The sequence below is a fragment of the Pseudomonas sp. PS1(2021) genome (assembly GCF_020405165.1).
GTDB classification, from domain to species: Bacteria; Pseudomonadota; Gammaproteobacteria; order Pseudomonadales; family Pseudomonadaceae; genus Pseudomonas; species Pseudomonas aeruginosa.
The window spans coordinates 3410413-3427503 of the sequence record NZ_CP084484.1 but is presented as its reverse complement, the minus strand read 5'-3'; the positions used below and the strand labels follow the sequence as shown (position 1 = coordinate 3427503).

The window sequence follows — 17091 nt, the reverse complement described above, 5'->3', positions numbered from 1 at the left end:
CCCCCCATGCTCACCGGTCTCAATCACCTGACCCTGGCGGTCGCCGACCTGCCGGCCAGCATCGCCTTCTACCGCGATCTTCTCGGCTTTCGCCTGGAAGCGCGCTGGGACCAGGGCGCCTATCTCGAACTGGGTTCGCTGTGGCTGTGCCTGTCCCGGGAGCCGCAGTACGGCGGGCCGGCCGCGGACTACACGCACTACGCCTTCGGCATCGCCGCCGCGGATTTCGCCCGCTTCGCCGCGCAGCTGCGCGCGCATGGCGTGCGCGAATGGAAGCAGAACCGCAGCGAGGGCGATTCGTTCTACTTCCTCGACCCGGACGGCCATCGCCTGGAGGCCCACGTCGGCGACCTGCGCAGCCGGCTCGCGGCGTGCCGGCAAGCGCCCTATGCGGGAATGCGTTTCGCCGACTAGGCCTTGGCCTTGCCGGAAGCTACGGACGCCACGGCCGGGCCGGCGAGGCGCTTCAGCAGGCGCGGGCGGTTGGTCTCCAGCGCGCCGCCGCGTCCCCGCAGGCCGTCCCACAGACCCCAGCCCAGGCAGCGCAGCTTGAGCAGCTTGTCGCGTTCGAGCAGGAGCACCGCGAGGCCCTGGGTCAGGGTCGGCAGGTTCGCCAGCAGGGCCAGCGGCGAGGACCGGGCGTAGCGGCGCAGGACCAGCAGGCCGTTGCGCGCCAGGTAGTAGCGGCGCAGCGGGGCGTGGTTCATCGCGCTGAGGCTGAGACCGCCGAGGCGGCGGGTCTTGCGCGTGCCGATGCGGTGCTCGAGGACCAGCCGTGGGTCGACGTACAGGGGCACGTCCAGCGCCTGGGCGCGCAGGCTGTATTCGGTGTCCACGTGGTCGATGAACAGTTCCTCGTCGAAGTGGCCGAGGCGCTGGTAGGCCTCGCGGGTCAGCAGGCAGCCGGAGGAGATCAGGAACGAGGTGCGCTGCGGGGTCGTCAGGCCGTCCAGAGACAATTGCCTGAGCGTCAGTCCGTCGAGATGGATGGCCGGCAGGAAGCGCCGGTCACCCCGGTCGAAGATCCGTGGGCCGAGCAGGCAGGCCTGACCGTTGCGCGCCTGCAGGTTGCGCCACTGGGCGGCGAGGAAGGCGCCGCCGGGACGGGAGTCCTGGTCGAGCAGCAGCACACCCTGCACGCCACGCCGGAACAGCGCGTCGAGCCCCTGGTTGAAGGCGCCGGCGATGCCCTGCCGGTTGCCGTGGTGCAGCACGGCGATGCCTTGCCCGCGCAGCCGGGCATTGCGCTGCGGATCGCTGTGCGGTGAGTTGTCGACGGCGAGGAAGCGCAGTTGCGGAAACGCCGCCGCCAGTTCGCCAAGGTGTTTCAGGTCGTCGTCGCCAGGATTGAACAGTACCACCAGCACGCCCATGTCTATCCGGTCCATGATCGTTCTTCTCCCGTAGGTCGAAGTTGCCAGGCCAGGACCAGCCCGGCCAGAACGAGAAGGGCGCCGGCGAGGAATGGCGCGCCGGCCAGGGGCAGCGGCGCGAGCGGACCGCTGCCCCAGTGGAACAGGCCGCTCATCAGCGGCGGACCGACGATCGCGGCGAGGCTCATCAGGCTGCTCAGCACGCCCTGCAACTCGCCCTGGCGGTCGACCGGCACGCGGGCCGAGAGCAGCCCCTGCATGGCCGGGGTGGCGAGGCTGCCGAGCGCGAAGGGCAGCAGCGCGCAGACCAGCCAGAATGACGAGTCGACCAGGGCGAACAGCAGCAGGCCGCAGCCTTGCAGGGCGAGGCCCAGGCGCAGCAGGCGGGCGTCGTCCAGGCGCCGCTTGCAGAGGTTCACGCCGAGGGTCTGGGCGAGCACCGCGAGCACGCCGTAGAGGGCCAGCGAGTAGCCGATCCAGGCGCTGCTCCAGTGAAACTTCTCGATCACGAAGAACGGCCAGACCACCATCACCGCCTGCAAGCCGAGGAATACCAGGGCAAGCACCGCCAGCAGGCGTCCGACCCCCGGTTGCCGAGCCAGGCCGCTGATCGAGCGCAAGGCATTCATCCGCCTCGGGTCCAGGCGGCGGCGTCGCGTCGGGGGCAGGGTTTCCTCGAGGAACAGGCCGGCGAGCAGGGCGTTGAGCAGGCACAGGCCGGCGGCCAGCAACAGCGGCAGCGTCGTGCCGTGCACCGCCAGCAGCCCACCGAGGGCGGGGCCGAGGATCATGCCCAGAGCGAGGCCGGCGTACAGCCAGCCGAAGTGCCGGGTGCGCTGCCCGTGCGTGCCGAGGTCAGCCGCGCAGGCCATCGCGGTGGCCACGCTGGCGCCGGTGAGCCCGGCCAGCGCGCGACCGAGGAACAGCATCCAGAGGCTGTCGGCCAGCGCCAGCAGCAGATAGCTGAGGGCGAAGCCGAGCATCGCCAGGACCAGGACGGGGCGGCGTCCGAAGCGGTCGCTGAGGCTGCCGAGGACCGGCGAAAAGAACAATTGCAGCAGCGCGAAGGTCATCACCAGGGCGGCGCCCCAGGTGGCCGCGTCGCGGACCGCCAGCGGCGCCACGCTGCCGATCAGCGTCGGCAGCAGGGGCACGATCAGGCCGACGCCAGCGGCATCCAGCAGGCAGGTGAGGAACAGCAGAGGCAGGACGCGTTTCGCGCCGGGACCGTGTTCCCGCGTGGCGGAGGGGCAGAGGCTGGTCGTGGACACGCCAGGATCCTCCCGGCGAACACAGGAAATCCTGATCTTGGGACGCCAGCGAGGGCAAGGGAAACTACCGGAATTCACAGGTTCGACGAACGGTCGCGGCAACGCCGGCGGGCGGCGTGATGTCATAATGATGCGACCCGTGCGCCAGTCGGGTATCCTTGCCGGCCTCTCAACGTTGTTTCCTAACGATATTTTCCTCCTGTCGCGAGCAAAGGGATTTCAATGACGCCCAGAAAAGGAAAGCTACCTGCCGTGCTCGCCTGCATGGCATCGCTGGCGGGCTGCAACATCAACCCGGCGAACCAGGGCTCGGTGTCGTCCTGGTTCTCCATGCGCGCCGGCGATCCGCCCAGTTTCGTCACCGGCGTGGTCGGCTTCGAGAACACCGGCAGCAACGACCCGTCCACCCGCCTGACCCTGCGTTTCCGCGATCCCGCCTCCAAGACCCATGCGGCCCACGTCACCACCTCGTCGTACTCCGAGCTGTTCAGCCTCGCACTGACGCCGCGCTACTACGAGCTTTACGAGTTCGAGGTGAGGTACCTGTCCTATACCGTCACCCGCGAGACCGGTGCGTACGAGGAGCGCTGCGAGGCCAACGGCGAGGCGCTGGAGAAGACGGTCCAGAAAAGGAAGCGCAGCGTCACCCACACGGCGGTGAACGTGGAGTCCAACTGTCGTTCTACGCCGCTGACCAAGACCGACTACTACTACGAGACCTATACCTCCAAGCCGTTCTCCGCGCCGTTCCGTGCCGAGAGCTTCGCCACCAACTACATCGGCGACTTCCGCGTGCAGTGCAGCTACAAGGAGAAGAAGGGCAAGACCCTCGTCGATAGCTGCCATCTCAACTACGGCGCCGTCAGCCGCGATCGGGTGGATGCCTGGGTGGCGCAGATGAACGAGGCAGACAAGGACAAGCGCGAGCCGCTGCCGCCGGTACGCCAGCAGGCGGTCGACACGAAGAAGGCCGGCAAGCTCATCCATTCGGTATTTCGCTGAGGCGCTCGCTCAAAGAGCGCCGGCGATCGCGCGCCAGGTGTCGGCGTATCGCCATCGCAGCCAGGCGACCAGGCAGCGCTCGTGCCAGCGTCGCAGGGCGCAGCTCCTTTGCCGCGCCAGGCGTCGCTCGATGGCCTCTTCCAGCCAGGCCTCGTCGAAGGCGGTCCATACCGCCGGAGCGGGGCTGAGCAGGTTGCCGTGGCAGACCGGCGCCACTTCCTCGAAGAACAACCGCTCCAGCAACGCCGGGTCGACGCCCTTTATCCGCCGGGCGATATCCTCGGGCTCCAGGAGAGTGTCGACGAAGGCGTCGGATAGCGCGTGGCGCAGTCGTCGGCGTTGGCTCGGGTCAAGGGCCATGGCAAGTATGGGTCCGCAGGCTGGTGCGCAGGCAGCATAACCCGCCACGGCCAGCGCGGAGAGGCGTCAGGCTCGACGGGGACGCCAGGAGCGACGACGAAGGGGTGGGCGCTGGCGGCCGAACCAGCGCCAGCGGTTGCGCCGTAGCGCCTCGTGGCACTCGTCGCGCAGCCAGGCTGGCAGCAGGCGCAGCCAGCGCAGGTGACGCCAGGGGCCCGGCAACAGGCGCAGCACCTCGAGCAGGGCATCGTTGTCGTCGCAGGCGTAGGCGCCGTCGACGAACAGCCAGGTGTTGAAATGATCGGGTGCCAGCCCGAACCAATCGAGAATCGCCAGGCCTTCGGCGGACTGCGCGGCAAGCAGCTTCAGCCGGTGGTCGGCGCGGCGTGCCAGGAAACCGCTCCAGAGCGTGCAGAAGCGGCAGTGCTGGTCGTACAACACGACCTTGTCGCCGGGCTTGAGGTACGGCGGCAGTGACATGAGGGGCCCCCTTGGGTTCGGCTTTGTGCGCAAGCCCGGAACCGTAACGGCGGGAAGGGAGGACGACTAGTCGGTGTGCTGTCAGAGTTTTCTTTCTGTGCGGTCATCGATTCGTCTTTCGCCGGACGGCGTCGGGCAACGCGCCATTCCTCTTCCTGAAGGACGATGCTGCGCCAGGCCGGTTTAAGTTCGATGACGCCGGGACGAACGGGAGATGTCCCCGTCCGTGGGGCACGGACGGGGCGCGGCGGGGAATCAGCGGGCGAACGCTTCGAGAAGGGTCTTGGCGGCCAGCTTGCCAAGGTTGTTGGAGGCCAGCGGGCTGTCGCCGGTGAGCAGCTTGCGGTCGCGGTGGACCTGGCCGGTGATGCCCTTGTTGAGGATCTTCACCCCGAGCTTCTGCAGGTTCTCGCCCACCAGCCAGGGCAGGGGACCGGGCATGTAGCCGATCTCCAGGTTGGCGCCGGTGTCCAGGGCGTCGGGGAACACGCAGATCTCGTAGCCCTTGAACGGGTAGTCCTCCGGCTTCTCGTCGACCGCCGGTGCCAGCAGGCAGGCCGGACCGTGGCAAAGGGTGATGATGTAGCGGTCCTTGGCGAGGAAGGCATTGAGCAGCCGTTTCACCTCCCGGCTGTGCGGAATGCCCGCCAGCACGCCGTGGCCGCCGGGAACGAACACCGCGGCGTACGGCGAGTCGTCGGCGACGGCCTGCTCCAGGAGGTCGGCGAGCTTCCGCGGCGCTTTCAGCTTGGGCAGGTACTTCGCGTAGATGCTCTTCACCGCCTCGTCCTCACCGGGCATCGCCCACATCTCCAGCTTCACCGGGTTGCCGGAGAGCGTGGCGACATCGAACTCGAAGCCGGCCTTGTCCAGGTGGTACATCGGCAGGAGCATTTCCACCGGGTGGTTGCCGGTGGAGAACATGCTGCCGTTCTGCATCAGGATGTAGCGTTCGTCGGTACCGATCATCAGCACCTTCTTGCCGCCCTTGTACGGGGTCGGGTAGTCGGCGCCGTCGAAGTCGGTCTTTGCCGAGGTGTACTGGCTCAGGGAATAGGGCGAGGGAAAGAACGCGTTGTGCTCGGCGTGGTCGGGCGTCGGGGTTCTGCTGGTATCGCGCTCGTTGCTCATGGCTCGTTCCTTTCTGCGTGATGGAGGTCGTACCAAGACGATAGGCGGGGTCGCCGGCCGGCGAAATAGGGGAAATCCCCTAACCCACGATCGGTCGCCTGAGGGTTTTCCCCTATGGGCTTTTGCCGGCAAGCCGGGGATCATGCGGAAAAAGCCAGGAACGTCCGCTCCATGACCGACTACGCCAGCCTTCTCTTCGACAGCGTCGCCCGGCTGCGCAAGGCCGCTACCACCGAGGCGGTCTGCCGCGAGATGGTGGAGTTCGCCGCACGCCTGGGCTTCGACCGGGTGATCGTCTGCAGCCTTTTCCCCCGCCCCGACGAGGACGAACTGATCGACGAGCTGTTCTTCGTCCATGGCGACTGGGCCGAAGGGCGCAGCGCCCAGGAGCGCGACGCCTATCTTCTGCACTGTCCGGTCACCCGGCACATCCTCGAACTGGACGAGCCGTTCTTCTGGTCGAAGAGCCCCTCGGAGGATCCCGAGCGCATGACCTACCGCATCGTCCGTGGGGTCCGCGACCTCGGCCAGGTCAATGGCATGCAGGTGCCGGTGTTCGGCCGCAACGGCCTGGAGGGCGCGGTGTCTTTCGCCGGCGAGCGGCTGGACCTGAATGCCGGTTGCAAGCTCGCCGCCCAGGCCTTCTGCCCGATCCTGTTCTTCGCCCTGAAGCGCCTGCGCGGCCCTGTGTCGGCGGGCGATGCGCAAGCGCTCAGCGAGCGCGAGCGGGAAGTCCTGCAATGGATCGCCCTGGGCAAGCAGCAGGCGGAGGTGGCGGCGATCCTGATGATTTCCGAGCGCACCGTGGAGAATCACCTGCGTGCCGCCCGCCGCCGTCTCGGCGCGGCGTCCACCGCCCAGGCGGTGGCGCGGGCGCTGCGCCTGGGCGATATCGAGGTCTGAGCGGCCTCAGGGAGCTGACGTGAGGACGATCTTGCCGATGTGCTGGCCGGAGTCCATCAGTTCGTGGGCCTGGCGCGCCTGTTCCAGGGGGAAGGTGCGGAACACCTGCGGCCGGACAGTGCCGGCGCGCACGTGCGGCCAGACCTGGCGCTCCAGCTCGGCGATGATCGCGCCTTTCTCGTCGTGGCTTCGCGAGCGCAGGGTCGAGCCAAGATGGACCAGGCGCTTGCTCAGCATCGGGAACAGGTCGACTTCGGCGGCCTTGCCCTTGATCACGCCGATCTGCACGATCCGTCCGTTCATCGCCGCCGCCTGATAGTTCCGCGTCACATAGTCGCCGGCGACGATATCGACGATCACATCGACCCCGCGTCCTTCGGTGCCGCGCAGCACTTCCTCGACGAAATCCTGCTCGGTGTAGTCGATCGCCACGTCGGCGCCGAGGCGCAGGCTGGCCTCGCGCTGGGCCTCGCTGGAGATCGTGGTGAAGATTTTCGCCGCGCCGAAGGCCTTGCCCAGCATGGTCGCGGCGGTGCCGATGCCGGAGGCGCCACCGTGGACCAGCAGCGTCTCTCCGGCCTTGAAGCCACCGCGCTGGAACAGGTTGACCCAGACGGTCATGAAGGTTTCCGGCAGCGCCGCCGCTTCCTCCATGCCCAGGCCGTCGGGCAGGTGCAGGGTGGTGCGCTCGTCGGCCACCGCGAACTGCGCGTAGCCGCCGCCGGGAATCAACGCCATCACCGCCTCGCCGACGGCGAAGCGGCTGACCTCGCTGCCGACCGCCCGCACCGTGCCGGCGATCTCCAGGCCGGGAATGTCCGAGGCGCCGGGTGGCGGGTCGTACACGCCCTTGCGCTGAAGCACGTCGGGACCGTTGACGCCGGCGGCGCGGACTTCGACCAGGACCTCGCGCGGGCCGGGCGTCGGCAGCGGCCGGCTGGTCGCCACCAGTACCTCGGGGCCGCCGGGCCGGGCGATCTCGATGGCGGTCATTCGTTCGGGAAATCGGTTCGTGCTGCTCATCGCATGCTCCTGGGAAAGTGGTTCGGACCTGGTTCGCATGGTAAGCAGCGCGGATGCCGTGGTCGCGCAGCGCTTTTTCATTAGACTGATGCGAAAATGCATCAGGAAAACCGCCATGAATTGGGACGACACCCGCGTCTTCCTCGCGCTCTGCCGCGAGCACACCCTGCGCGGCGCCGCCCGCGCGCTTCACGTCGACCAGGCCACGGTGGGCCGGCGGCTGGCGTCGCTGGAGGCGGCGCTGGGCTCGACCCTGTTCCTGCGCACCTCGTCCGGCTACCTGCTGACCCCGGCCGGCGAGGCGGCCTTCGAACTGGCCGAGAAGATGGAGCGCTCGGCCCTGGAGCTGCTGCGGCGGACCCGCGGGATGGACCACCGACTGTCCGGCGAGGTGCGGTTGTCCACCACCGACTCCCTGGCCGTCGACTTCGTGCTACCCGCCCTGGCCCGCCTGCACCTTGAACACCCGGATATCCGCGTGCTGCTCGACAGCGCTTCGGCCGTGGTCGACCTGCCCAAGCGCGAGACCGACATCGCGATTCGCACCCTGCGGCCGGAAAATCCCGATTTGATCCTGAGAAAACTCGCCAGTTGGCCCATGGGCCTGTTCGCTTCCGCGGACTACCTGCGGCGCAACGGCGTACCGGTGCCCGGCGAGCGTTTCCGCGGCCACGACCTGGTGATGTACGAACCCTATTGGCACAGCCAGCGCGAACTGACCCTGGGCGGCGAGCCGATCCGCGACGGCCGGGTGGTCATCGCGGTGAATTCCAACATGATGGTGCGCCAGGCCCTGGCGCGTGGCCTGGGGCTCTGCGAGCTGCCGCTGTACATGGGCGAGCGCGACGGACTGGTGCGGGTCTGGCCGCAGCGTGAGCGACGCCGGCCATACGAGGTGTGGATGGTTACCCACAAGGACCTGCGCCACACCGCGCGGGTCCGCGCGGTGATCGAGCGGCTGGTGGAGGCGTTCGCCGAAGCGCCGGCCTGAGCCTGCAACGCCGGCGCCGGGTTCCGGTCGAATGCGGCGGCGCGCCGCGGAATCGCGCATCATAGGCGCCATCAGATCGAGGAGATTTCCATGGCAATCCCAAGCATCCCGCGTTTGGCCGTACTGACGCTCGGGCTGGCGCTCGCAGCGGCCGCCAGTGCCGCCGACGAGGCGCAACTGGTCGAGGCGATCAACGCCTACCGTGGCCAGGTGCAGTCCTGCGGCGGGCAGGCCAGCGGCGAACTGCCGCCGCTGGCCGCCGACCCGCGCCTGGCCTTGCCGGTGAATGCCGCCGGCGACCTGCAGCAGGCGATGGCACAGGCCGCCTACCCGATGGTCAACGTGCAGTCGATCAGCCTTTCCGGGCCGCGCGATGCCGGCGCGGCGATGAAGGCGCTGGAGGAAAGCTTCTGCCGCGTGGTGCTCGACCCGCAGTTCGTCGACGTCGGCGTCAGCCGCCAGGACCGCGACTGGCGCATCGTCCTCGCCCGGCCATTGCTGCGCGGCGGCATGGGCGATTGGCAGGCGGAAGGGCAGAAGCTCCTGGAACGGATCAATGCCGCCCGCGGGCAAGCCCGCCAGTGCGGTGGCAAACCTTACGCAGCGACCCAGCCGCTGGCCTGGAACGCCACCCTTGGCGGCGCCGCCGAAGCGCATTCGCGGGCGATGGCCAACGGCAATTTCTTCGACCACCTCGACCGCGACGGCCGCACCCCCGGCGACCGCGCCGAGCTGGCCGGCTACAGCGGCGGGCTGGTCGGCGAAAACATCGCCGCCGGCCAGGACGGGGTGGACAAGGTGGTCGACGGCTGGCTGGCCAGCCCGGGCCACTGCGCCAACCTGATGAATCCCGGCTACCGCGAGCTGGGCGCGGCCTACGCCACCGATCCGAAGAGCGACGCGGGAATCTACTGGACGGCCATGTTCGGTTCGCCCTGAAGTCCTCCGCGCCCGGAGCTGACGACGGGCTGGGCGCCTTCCGCAAACGAAAAACCCGGCGCCATGGCGCCGGGTTCCCTTTCAGCCTGTCCCGCCCTCAATGCGGCGCATTGAGGGTCAGGCGCATGTGCCGGTTGACATCCTTGTACAGCAGGTAGCGGAAGCGCCCCGGGCCGCCCGAATAGCAGGCCTGCGGGCAGAAGGCGCGCAGCCACATGAAGTCGCCGGCCTCCACCTCGACCCAGTCCTGGTTCAGGCGGTACACCGCCTTGCCTTCCAGCACGTACAGGCCGTGCTCCATCACGTGGGTCTCGGCGAAGGGGATCACGCCGCCCGGCTCGAAGTTGACGATGTTGACGTGCATGTCGTGGCGCATGTCGCTCATGTCGACGAAGCGGGTGGTGCTCCAGCGGCCTTCGGTGTCCGGCATCACCAGCGGCTGGATGTCCTGCTCGTTGGTGACGAAGGCTTCCGGCAGCGGTACGCCGTCGACCTTCTGGTAGTGCTTGCGGATCCAGTGGAAGCGGGTGTGCTGGCCGGTGGTATTGCGCACCTTGTAGTCGGCGCCCGGCGGAATGAAGGCGTAGCCGCCCGGCTGCATGGCGTGGACCTGGCCCTGCAGGGTCAGGCTCAGCTCGCCTTCGACGACGAACAGCACGGCCTCGGCGTTGGGATCCTGCTCCGGTTTGTCGCTGCCACCGTTGGGCGCCAGTTCGACGATGTACTGCGAGAAGGTCTCGGCGAAGCCGGACAGCGGGCGGGCGATCACCCACATGCGCATGTTGTCCCAGAACGGCAGGTGGCTGGTGACGATATCGCGCATCACCCCCTTGGGAATCACGGCATAGGCTTCGGTGAACATCGCCCGGTCGGTGAGCAGCTCGGTCTGTGCCGGGTGCCCGCCGTGCGGCGCGTAGTAGCTGGACTTGGACATGGAGCGTTTCCTCGTTGTTGTCTTGCTGCCGGCGCACGCGCCGCCGGAGCGAAATGGGCGGGCGCGAGCCGTTGCTGACGGCAACGATATCCAGCGCCTTGCGCATGCACAAATTAAATGTTGGAATCCAGCATATTCATTTTTCGAATGCGGGACGGCTCCGGGTATCTTCCGCCAGCACCCGCGACAGCACGCGCGCCAGCGCCTTCACCATCGGATCCGCCGCCGGCCGGTGCAGCAGCGCCACTTCGAACACGTCCACCGCCGGCAGCCCGACGTTCTTCGGCAGCACCGCGTGGCCTGCGCTCACCGCGCGCAGCGGCAGCAGGCCGATGCCCATGCCGTCGGCGATGGCCGATTGCAGACCGCTGAGGCTGGAACTGGTGAAGCTGATGTGCCAGCGCCGGCCGACCGCTTCCAGGGCGGCGATCATCTCGTCGCGGTAGACCCCGCGCGGCGGGAAGGTGACGATGGGCAGCGGGTCGAGGTCGATGCAGGGGTTCCTGGCGCTGTCCACCCAGCATGTCTTTTCCGGCCAGCAGGCCAGTGCCTCGCGGCTGGCGCGTCGCTGCTTGAGCAGCACCAGGTCCAGTTCGCCGCGGTCGTAGCTGGCGCTGAGGTCGCGGCTCATGCCGCTGGTGACTTCCAGCTTGACCTGTGGATAACGCCGGTTGAAGGCCGCCAGTCGCTCGGTGGTACGGCCGGCGGCGAAGTCGTCCGGCACGCCGATACGTACCGTCAGCGCCACCGTGGCGCCGGATAGCGCCTCGGCCAGTTCGTCGTTCAGTGCCAGCAGGCGGCGGGCATAGCCGAGCAGCGTATCGCCGGCGTCGGTCGGCAACACGTCGCGGTTGCCGCGCTCCAGCAGGCGGTGTCCGGCCATTTCCTCCAAGCGGCGAACCTTCTGGCTGACGGTCGACTGGGTCGAGTGCAGGCGCGCGGCGGCAGTGGTGAAGCTGCCGCAGTCGGCCACCGTGACGATGGCGCGGAGCAGGTCGAGGTCGAACAGGCGGCTATTCGATTTTTCACTGTCGCTCATGGTCGTATCGCATTTTCGAATGTCGTCGCCGCTTTTAGCAGGCCGTGCCGTCAGCGGCAACCGCTCAGCGTCGACGCAGCGTGCCCAGCGGTCGACCAATGCGCTGGAAGCGGCGGGAAACCCGCCAGGCGGTCATGCATGCGCCAGGAACAGGACCGCGGAGCGCTACTCGGGCACCTCGACGTTGACCTGCAGCGCGTCGTGGCGCCAGTACTCCAGGTCGCAGTCGATCAGGCGGCCCGCCTGGTCGCGGTTGATCCGCACGATCTGTAGCGCCGGGCTGCCCACCGAGACCCGCAGCGGTCCCGCGGCCTCCGCCGGGAGGATGGTCGGGACCATTTCGAAGCGCACCCGGCCGTAGCGGATGCCGTAGTGGTTGGCGTAGAGATCGGTCAGCGAGCGAGTCAGGTCGAAGCGCTCGATGCCGGGAAAGTAGGCGGGATTCAGGTAGTGCTCGACGTACAGCACCAGCCGCCCGTCGACCCGCCGCGCCCGGCGGATCTGGAACACCCGCGACAGCGCCGGCAGCTCCAGGCGCTGGCAGATGTCGACGCTGGCCGGGATCATCGCCGCGCCGAGCACCTCGGTCTCCGGCACCCGGCCCTGGTCGGCGACCATCGCGTGGAAGTGGCTGCGCACCAGCGGGTTGTACAGCAGCCGCTGCGGCGAGACGAACCAGCCGCGGCGTTCCTCGCGGTAGATCAGGCCCTGGTCCTCCAACTGGCCGAGCGCCTCGCGCAGGGTGATGCGGGTGGTCGAGAACAGCTCGCTCAATTGCCGTTCGCTGGGCAGCTTGCTGCCGCGCGCGAGCAGGCCGCGCTCGATCTGCTCGCGCAGGGACTGGTAGATCACCGTCAGGGGGCGGGACGGCTCGTCGCGCATATCGACGCTTCTCCGCTGGGGCTCCGGGGGGGCTACAGGGTAATGCTTCCGGGCCGCCGGCGGTATAGCGCGGCGCGCCTTCTCAGCGCCATTCCAGCACTGGCCAGCCGGCCTCGCGGGCGTGCCCGAGCAGCGCCGGGTCGGGGTTCACCGTGTGCGGCCGGTCGACCCGCGAGAGCAGCGGCAGGTCGTTGCGCGAGTCGGAATAGAAGGTCGCGCCGGCCAGCGTCTCGCCCTCCTGGGCCAGCCAGGCGTCGAGGCGACGGACCTTGCCCTCGCGGTAGGTGAGGGTGCCGCGGGTGCGCCCGGTGTAGAGGCCGTCGCGCTCCTCGATGTCGATCGCCAGCACCTCGTCCACCCCCAGCCGGCGGCCGATGGCGCTGACCAGGAAGTGCGCCGAGGCGGAGATGATCAGCAGGCGGTCGCCGGCCTGGCGGTGGCGTTCCAGGCAGCGCAGGGCGTCGGCGTGGATGCGCGGCGCTATGATCCGCGCGACGAAATCCTCGACGGCGCCGGCGATCTCCGCCGGGGTGCGGCCGGCGATGGGCGCCAGGCTGAAGTCCATGTAGTCCTCCATGGCCAGCCGGCCCTCGGCATAGAGTTCCATGAGGCGGCGTTCCTGGTGCAGGAAGGCGGTCTTCTCGACCCAGCCCAGTTCGGTCATGTAGCGCCCCCAGAGGGTCGCGCAGTCGCCGTCGATCAGGGTGTCGTCGAGGTCGAAGAGGGCAAGTGGCATAGGCGGTTCCTTGTTCGCTAGGGATTGGCCCGGCACGCCTGGCGCCGGGCGGTGGTTCGGCGAGGTTTCAACGCGGCTTGCCGGCCGCCAGCAGCGGCCCGCCGGCATGCGCCTTCGGTTCGACGCGGCACGCGCCTGGCCGGCTGTTCCAGAACGGCACCAGCAGCAGGCTGGCGAGCAGCGCGGTGGCGGTGAACACGAAGAACACCGTGAGGGTGTCGAAGTAGCCCGGCAGCAGGCCGCCGAGGATCGCCCCGACCGAGCCGCAGCCGTTGACGAAGCCGGTGGCGGTACCGGCTGCTTCGCTGGTACCGAAGTCGATGGCGGCGGCGCCGCTGATCATCGAGTCCGGCCCGTAGAGGGTGACGCCCATCATGAACAGCAGGCCGACCACCAGGTACAGGCTGCCGCTCTGCATCGCCGGGACGAACAGCGCCAGGCTCACGGTCAGCGCCGCCAGGCTGAGCACGCAGGCCGGCATGCGGCGGGCGCCGAACAGCTTGTCCGAGGCCAGGCCGATGAGGATCGGCCCGGCCAGCCCGGCGACCTCGAAGGCCGAAGGCACGATGGCCGAGGCGACTTTGCCGATCTCCGGCATGCGTTCGTAGATGATCACCGGGCCCCAGAGCAGGATCGCGTAGCGCGCCGGCTTGAGCAGGAAGTAGGCGAGGCCGAGGACCAGCACGTGGGGATTCCTGAGCGCCTTCAGCAGGGCGCCGGAATGGCTCGGCCGGGGCGCGTTGGCGGGGGGCGCGGCCTCGGCCTCCACGGGCGGCAGGCCGACGTCCTGCGGACGGTTGCGCTGGAGGAAGAAGAACAGCACGGCCACCGCCAGCACCACTCCCGCCGAGGACAGGAAGGCCATGCGCCAGTCATGCGTCAACCGGTAGGCGCACCAGCCGGCGAACGGCGTCGCCACCAGCCCGCCGAAGGCGTAGCAGGTACTCCACAGGCCGAGCACGCGGCCTCGCTCGTAGGTGGCGAAGAAGGCGCCGATGTTCTTGCACAGCCCCGACCAGCCGGTGGACTGCGCCAGGCCCTGGACCACCATGCAGGCGGCGAAGATCGGCAGGGTGGCGAAGGTACCCATCACCAGCGCCGCCAGCGCCGAGGTGAGCAAACCGCCGAGCACCACCACGCGGGTGCCGAAGCGGTCGGCGAACACCCCCCACATGAACTGGCCCACGGCGTAGGCGGCCAGGTAGAGGGCATCGAGATCGGCCATGGCGCTCTTGTCGAGCTCGAAGGAGGGGTCTTCGGCGATGCCGAGCTTGGCCACCGAGAAGGCCTTGCGGGTGAAGTAGAAGGCGGCGTAGGCCAGCCAGGTGATGACGAAGATCTGGATGCGCCAGCGCTGGAGCGATTGCCAGCCACGGTGCAGGGTACCGTTGTGGTTGTTCATGTGGGTCCCTATGGGTCTAGACAGTGCGGGGAGGTTGTTCTTGTTGTGCTGCTGCAAAGCTGTCCGGATGCATGGTCTAGGCCAGATGCCTTTCCCATGACTTTTTTCGTGCGCAAGGTTGGCTGTCGACGCGCTCCTGCTCGGTCCTGCCGAGGCTGAGATGGATTGTGAAGGCTTGGTGGCGGTGCGTGGCGCCGATCCGGTCAGGCTGGGCCGGCTGGCGAAGGTCAATCTAGCACCGGGTATTTTTGTGGTCTAGACCAAAAGCAGGGCGAAACGATTCGATTTTTTCGAGGGATTGCCTGGGATTGGTGCATTTTCTTGTCCTGGCGGCACCTTTGGGCGGGACTTTTCTACGTATTTTCAAGAAATTGGAATAGACCAGATTTTCGATGATACGCCAGCGCCTCTGGTGCGCCGTGCGCCGCCGCTGGATGGCCGCGTGTCGCGGCGCTCGGCTAGACTGCGGGACCTCGCGCCGGATCGGACCGCCATGCTGAGAAACGTTACCGACCTAGACCTGCGTCTGTTGCGCATCTTCGCCTGCGTGGTGAAGTGCGGCGGTTTCACCGCGGCCCAGGCCGAGCTGAACATGAGCCAGTCGAACATCAGCATGCACATCGCCAGCCTGGAGAAGCGCCTCGGCTACCGGCTCTGCGAGCGCGGCAAGGGCGGCTTCCGACTGACCGCCAAGGGTCGCCGGGTGCTGGAGGCTTCGCGAACGATGTTCGACGCCATCGGCCTGTTTCGCGACCAGGCGCAGGCGTTATCCGGACGTTTGGTCGGGGAGCTGTACCTGGGCCTGGCGGACAATCTCGCGACCTTGCCCCAGGCCCGTTTCGGCGATGCGCTGGCGCGCTTCCAGCGGCGCGACCAGGATGTCCAGCTGAACCTTTTCGTCAATTCGCCCACCGAGCTGGAACTGGCGGTGATCGAAGGCGAGCTGGACCTGGCGATCTCCTATTTCAGCCGTTCGCGGCCGAGCCTCGAATACCGCCCGCTGTATCGCGAAGAGATCGGCGTGTTCTGTGGCGATCGCCATCCGCTGTTCGCCGAGGCGCAGCCGACCCTGGAGCGGATCGCCGCCTGCGACTGGGTGATGCATGGCTTCCTGCCGGAAAACCTGGTCCTGCCGCTACGCCCGTCGCGCAGCCGCGCCACCGCCTACCACATGGAAGCGGTCGCCCATGCCGTGCTGGCCGGCACCCACCTGGGCTACCTGCCGACCCATTACGCCGAAGCCTGGATCGAGCGCGGGCGGATGCGCGCGCTGTTGCCGGAGCGGCTGAGCTATCCGGTGGAGCACAGCATGATCGTCTATGCCGGGCGCCCCCTCAGCGAAGCCGCCCGCGCCTTCATCGACGACCTGCTGCAGGTCCACGGCCTGGCGTCCTGAGCGCTCAGGCGAGAGTCCCGGCCACCGCCTGGCGGTAGATGCGCGCATAATCCCGGGCATCGAGCGGCAGGGCGTTGGTCGCCGAGGACGACAGGTCGGCCAGCGCCTGCTCGCCCACCCATTGCGCGTCCTCGCCATCCAGGCCGAGGGCGGCGAGGTTCGCCGGGATGCCGATGCGCGCGCGCAGTTCGAGGATCCACGCCAGCAGGCCGTCGAAGCTCGCTTCGTCGAGTTCCAGGTAGCGCGCCAGGCGCGCGGCGTCGGCTTCTATCGCCGGGCGGTTGGCCAGCAGAACGTAGGGCAGCAGCACGGCGTTCAGCAGGCCGTGGTGCAGGTGATGGCGAGCGCCCAGCGGGTGGGCCAGGGCGTGGACCCCGCCAAGCCCCTTCTGGAATGCCACTGCGGCGCTGGCCGAGGCTACCAGCATGCCTTCCCGGGCGGCGAGGTCGTTGCCGTCGCGCACGGCGTTTTCCAGGTGCTGCCTGACCAGGCGCACGCCTTCCAGGGCGATGCCCGCCGACATCGGATGGTAGAGCGGCGAGAACAGCGCCTCCAGGTGATGGGTGAGGGCGTCCATGCCGGTGGCGGCGCTCAGCGCCGGCGGCAACCCGCGGGTCAGGCGCGGGTCGAGGAATACGCAGGCGGCCAGCAGCTCGCGATGGCCGACGACCCGCTTGATGCCCAGTTGCGTATCGGTCAGCACCGCCTCGCGTCCCAGTTCCGAGCCGGTGCCGGCGGTCGTGGGCAGCGCCAGCAGCGGCGGCAGGCCGAGCGGCGGGTAGTCGGCGAGGGTCGGATAGCTGCGCAGCGTCTGTGTCCATTCGAAGCGTTCGAGGCCGTGCGGATCGCGGCTTAGCAGGGCGATTCCCTTGGCCGCGTCGAGGGCGCTGCCGCCGCCGAGAGCGATCAGCGCGTCATGCCCGCCAGCCTCGAAGCGCCTGGCGCCGCCGTGGACTTCAGCGAGGCTGGGGTTGCTCGACAGTTCGTGGAACAGGTCATGGTCGATGCCGGCGCGTTCCAGGCACTCGCGCACCAGGCGCAGGGGCTCCAGGGCGAGCATGCCGGGATCGGTGACCAGCAGGGGCCGGCGTGCGCCCGCCAGCGCGCAACGCCTCGGCAGTTGTTCCAGGGCGCCGACGCCGCAGAGGATATCGGTGGGGTAGTTCCAGTAATGCAGGTCGCTCATGGCGATGCTCCGTGAAAGCAGGATGAGCCGGGCCCCGCCGGGC

18 protein-coding genes are annotated in these 17091 nt (G+C 68.4%); 6 read left to right on the top strand and 12 right to left on the bottom strand.

Annotated elements, in window-relative coordinates; translation table 11 throughout:
- Positions 1-6: 6 nt before the first annotated feature.
- Positions 7-414, top strand: a complete 408-nt coding sequence (locus LE197_RS16355) for a FosA family fosfomycin resistance glutathione transferase (RefSeq protein ID WP_003082280.1) — start codon at positions 7-9, stop codon at positions 412-414.
- Here LE197_RS16355 and LE197_RS16350 read toward each other — a convergent pair.
- A complete protein-coding gene (locus tag LE197_RS16350) occupies positions 411-1388 on the bottom strand; it encodes a rhamnosyltransferase (protein WP_019725951.1) in 978 nt (325 codons plus the stop codon). The two genes, LE197_RS16355 and LE197_RS16350, sit on opposite strands and share 4 nt — an antisense overlap.
- The gene (locus LE197_RS16345; RefSeq protein ID WP_003082286.1) at positions 1376-2644 is read right to left on the bottom strand and encodes an MFS transporter; all 1269 of its coding nucleotides are present in this window, start codon (positions 2642-2644) and stop codon (positions 1376-1378) included. The genes LE197_RS16350 and LE197_RS16345 overlap by 13 nt, the downstream gene beginning before the upstream one ends.
- 312 nt (positions 2645-2956) lie before the next feature.
- Between LE197_RS16345 and LE197_RS16340 the strand changes: the two genes are divergently transcribed.
- Positions 2957-3646, top strand: coding sequence for a hypothetical protein (locus LE197_RS16340; protein WP_003120584.1), 690 nt, complete (start codon positions 2957-2959; stop codon positions 3644-3646).
- Between the two features lie 9 nt (positions 3647-3655).
- Here LE197_RS16340 and LE197_RS16335 read toward each other — a convergent pair whose 3' ends face one another.
- The 3 genes from LE197_RS16335 to hchA form a co-directional block, all read right to left on the bottom strand.
- Positions 3656-4006: a hypothetical protein gene (locus tag LE197_RS16335; protein ID WP_003082290.1), complete on the bottom strand. Its 351-nt coding sequence runs from the start codon at positions 4004-4006 to the stop codon at positions 3656-3658.
- 66 nt (positions 4007-4072) lie between these two features.
- Entirely contained in the window at positions 4073-4486 is a 414-nt protein-coding gene (locus LE197_RS16330) for a thiol-disulfide oxidoreductase DCC family protein (RefSeq protein WP_003116330.1), read from the bottom strand.
- 255 nt (positions 4487-4741) lie between these two features.
- Positions 4742-5617 (bottom strand): glyoxalase III HchA, encoded by an 876-nt coding sequence (gene hchA, locus LE197_RS16325; protein ID WP_003082292.1) that lies wholly within the window; start codon positions 5615-5617, stop codon positions 4742-4744.
- Positions 5618-5788: 171 nt separating this feature from the next.
- Here hchA and LE197_RS16320 point away from each other — a divergent pair, with 171 nt between their 5' ends.
- Positions 5789-6520, top strand: coding sequence for a PA1136 family autoinducer-binding transcriptional regulator (locus LE197_RS16320; protein ID WP_003112485.1), 732 nt, complete (start codon positions 5789-5791; stop codon positions 6518-6520).
- Positions 6521-6526: 6 nt separating this feature from the next.
- On the opposite strand, the gene LE197_RS16315 is transcribed toward LE197_RS16320, so the two are convergent.
- Positions 6527-7513: an NAD(P)H-quinone oxidoreductase gene (locus LE197_RS16315; RefSeq protein WP_003112484.1), complete on the bottom strand. Its 987-nt coding sequence runs from the start codon at positions 7511-7513 to the stop codon at positions 6527-6529.
- Between the two features lie 145 nt (positions 7514-7658).
- Here LE197_RS16315 and LE197_RS16310 point away from each other — a divergent pair, with 145 nt between their 5' ends.
- The gene (locus LE197_RS16310; RefSeq protein WP_003082301.1) at positions 7659-8534 is read left to right on the top strand and encodes a LysR family transcriptional regulator; all 876 of its coding nucleotides are present in this window, start codon (positions 7659-7661) and stop codon (positions 8532-8534) included.
- A 90-nt stretch (positions 8535-8624) separates the two neighbouring features.
- Complete coding sequence (locus LE197_RS16305; protein ID WP_023109070.1) at positions 8625-9473, top strand: CAP domain-containing protein; 849 nt, start codon at positions 8625-8627, stop codon at positions 9471-9473.
- A 97-nt stretch (positions 9474-9570) separates the two neighbouring features.
- Here the strand turns inward: LE197_RS16305 and LE197_RS16300 are convergent, their stop codons facing one another.
- The 5 genes from LE197_RS16300 to LE197_RS16280 form a co-directional block, all read right to left on the bottom strand.
- Positions 9571-10407: a bifunctional allantoicase/(S)-ureidoglycine aminohydrolase gene (locus LE197_RS16300; RefSeq protein WP_003086528.1), complete on the bottom strand. Its 837-nt coding sequence runs from the start codon at positions 10405-10407 to the stop codon at positions 9571-9573.
- 136 nt (positions 10408-10543) lie between these two features.
- Positions 10544-11446, bottom strand: a complete 903-nt coding sequence (locus LE197_RS16295) for a LysR family transcriptional regulator (RefSeq protein WP_003112482.1) — start codon at positions 11444-11446, stop codon at positions 10544-10546.
- Positions 11447-11611: 165 nt separating this feature from the next.
- The gene (locus LE197_RS16290; protein WP_003082314.1) at positions 11612-12328 is read right to left on the bottom strand and encodes a UTRA domain-containing protein; all 717 of its coding nucleotides are present in this window, start codon (positions 12326-12328) and stop codon (positions 11612-11614) included.
- Between the two features lie 82 nt (positions 12329-12410).
- The gene (locus LE197_RS16285; protein WP_003082318.1) at positions 12411-13064 is read right to left on the bottom strand and encodes an HAD family hydrolase; all 654 of its coding nucleotides are present in this window, start codon (positions 13062-13064) and stop codon (positions 12411-12413) included.
- Positions 13065-13131: 67 nt separating this feature from the next.
- Positions 13132-14466 (bottom strand): MFS transporter, encoded by a 1335-nt coding sequence (locus tag LE197_RS16280; protein ID WP_004348658.1) that lies wholly within the window; start codon positions 14464-14466, stop codon positions 13132-13134.
- Between the two features lie 493 nt (positions 14467-14959).
- On the opposite strand from LE197_RS16280, the gene LE197_RS16275 reads away from it, so the two are divergent.
- Positions 14960-15862 (top strand): LysR family transcriptional regulator, encoded by a 903-nt coding sequence (locus tag LE197_RS16275; RefSeq protein WP_003086538.1) that lies wholly within the window; start codon positions 14960-14962, stop codon positions 15860-15862.
- A gap of 4 nt (positions 15863-15866) precedes the next feature.
- On the opposite strand, the gene LE197_RS16270 is transcribed toward LE197_RS16275, so the two are convergent.
- A complete protein-coding gene (locus LE197_RS16270; RefSeq protein WP_003145457.1) occupies positions 15867-17048 on the bottom strand; it encodes an iron-containing alcohol dehydrogenase in 1182 nt (393 codons plus the stop codon).
- Between the last annotated feature and the right edge of the window lie 43 nt (positions 17049-17091).

Bases quoted from the DNA above. Each gene is read 5' to 3' on its own strand.
- LE197_RS16330 (WP_003116330.1), bottom strand. From the start codon at position 4,486: ATGTCACTGCCGCCGTACCTCAAGCCCGGCGACAAGGTCGTGTTGTAC.
- LE197_RS16295 (WP_003112482.1), bottom strand. From the start codon at position 11,446: ATGAGCGACAGTGAAAAATCGAATAGCCGCCTGTTCGACCTCGACCTG.
- LE197_RS16305 (WP_023109070.1), top strand. From the start codon at position 8,625: ATGGCAATCCCAAGCATCCCGCGTTTGGCCGTACTGACGCTCGGGCTG.
- LE197_RS16350 (WP_019725951.1), bottom strand. From the start codon at position 1,388: ATGGACCGGATAGACATGGGCGTGCTGGTGGTACTGTTCAATCCTGGC.
- LE197_RS16280 (WP_004348658.1), bottom strand. From the start codon at position 14,466: ATGAACAACCACAACGGTACCCTGCACCGTGGCTGGCAATCGCTCCAG.
- LE197_RS16320 (WP_003112485.1), top strand. From the start codon at position 5,789: ATGACCGACTACGCCAGCCTTCTCTTCGACAGCGTCGCCCGGCTGCGC.
- LE197_RS16290 (WP_003082314.1), bottom strand. From the start codon at position 12,328: ATGCGCGACGAGCCGTCCCGCCCCCTGACGGTGATCTACCAGTCCCTG.
- LE197_RS16310 (WP_003082301.1), top strand. From the start codon at position 7,659: ATGAATTGGGACGACACCCGCGTCTTCCTCGCGCTCTGCCGCGAGCAC.
- hchA (WP_003082292.1), bottom strand. From the start codon at position 5,617: ATGAGCAACGAGCGCGATACCAGCAGAACCCCGACGCCCGACCACGCC.
- LE197_RS16335 (WP_003082290.1), bottom strand. From the start codon at position 4,006: ATGGCCCTTGACCCGAGCCAACGCCGACGACTGCGCCACGCGCTATCC.
- LE197_RS16355 (WP_003082280.1), top strand. From the start codon at position 7: ATGCTCACCGGTCTCAATCACCTGACCCTGGCGGTCGCCGACCTGCCG.
- LE197_RS16300 (WP_003086528.1), bottom strand. From the start codon at position 10,407: ATGTCCAAGTCCAGCTACTACGCGCCGCACGGCGGGCACCCGGCACAG.
- LE197_RS16315 (WP_003112484.1), bottom strand. From the start codon at position 7,513: ATGACCGCCATCGAGATCGCCCGGCCCGGCGGCCCCGAGGTACTGGTG.
- LE197_RS16275 (WP_003086538.1), top strand. From the start codon at position 14,960: ATGCTGAGAAACGTTACCGACCTAGACCTGCGTCTGTTGCGCATCTTC.
- LE197_RS16285 (WP_003082318.1), bottom strand. From the start codon at position 13,064: ATGCCACTTGCCCTCTTCGACCTCGACGACACCCTGATCGACGGCGAC.
- LE197_RS16270 (WP_003145457.1), bottom strand. From the start codon at position 17,048: ATGAGCGACCTGCATTACTGGAACTACCCCACCGATATCCTCTGCGGC.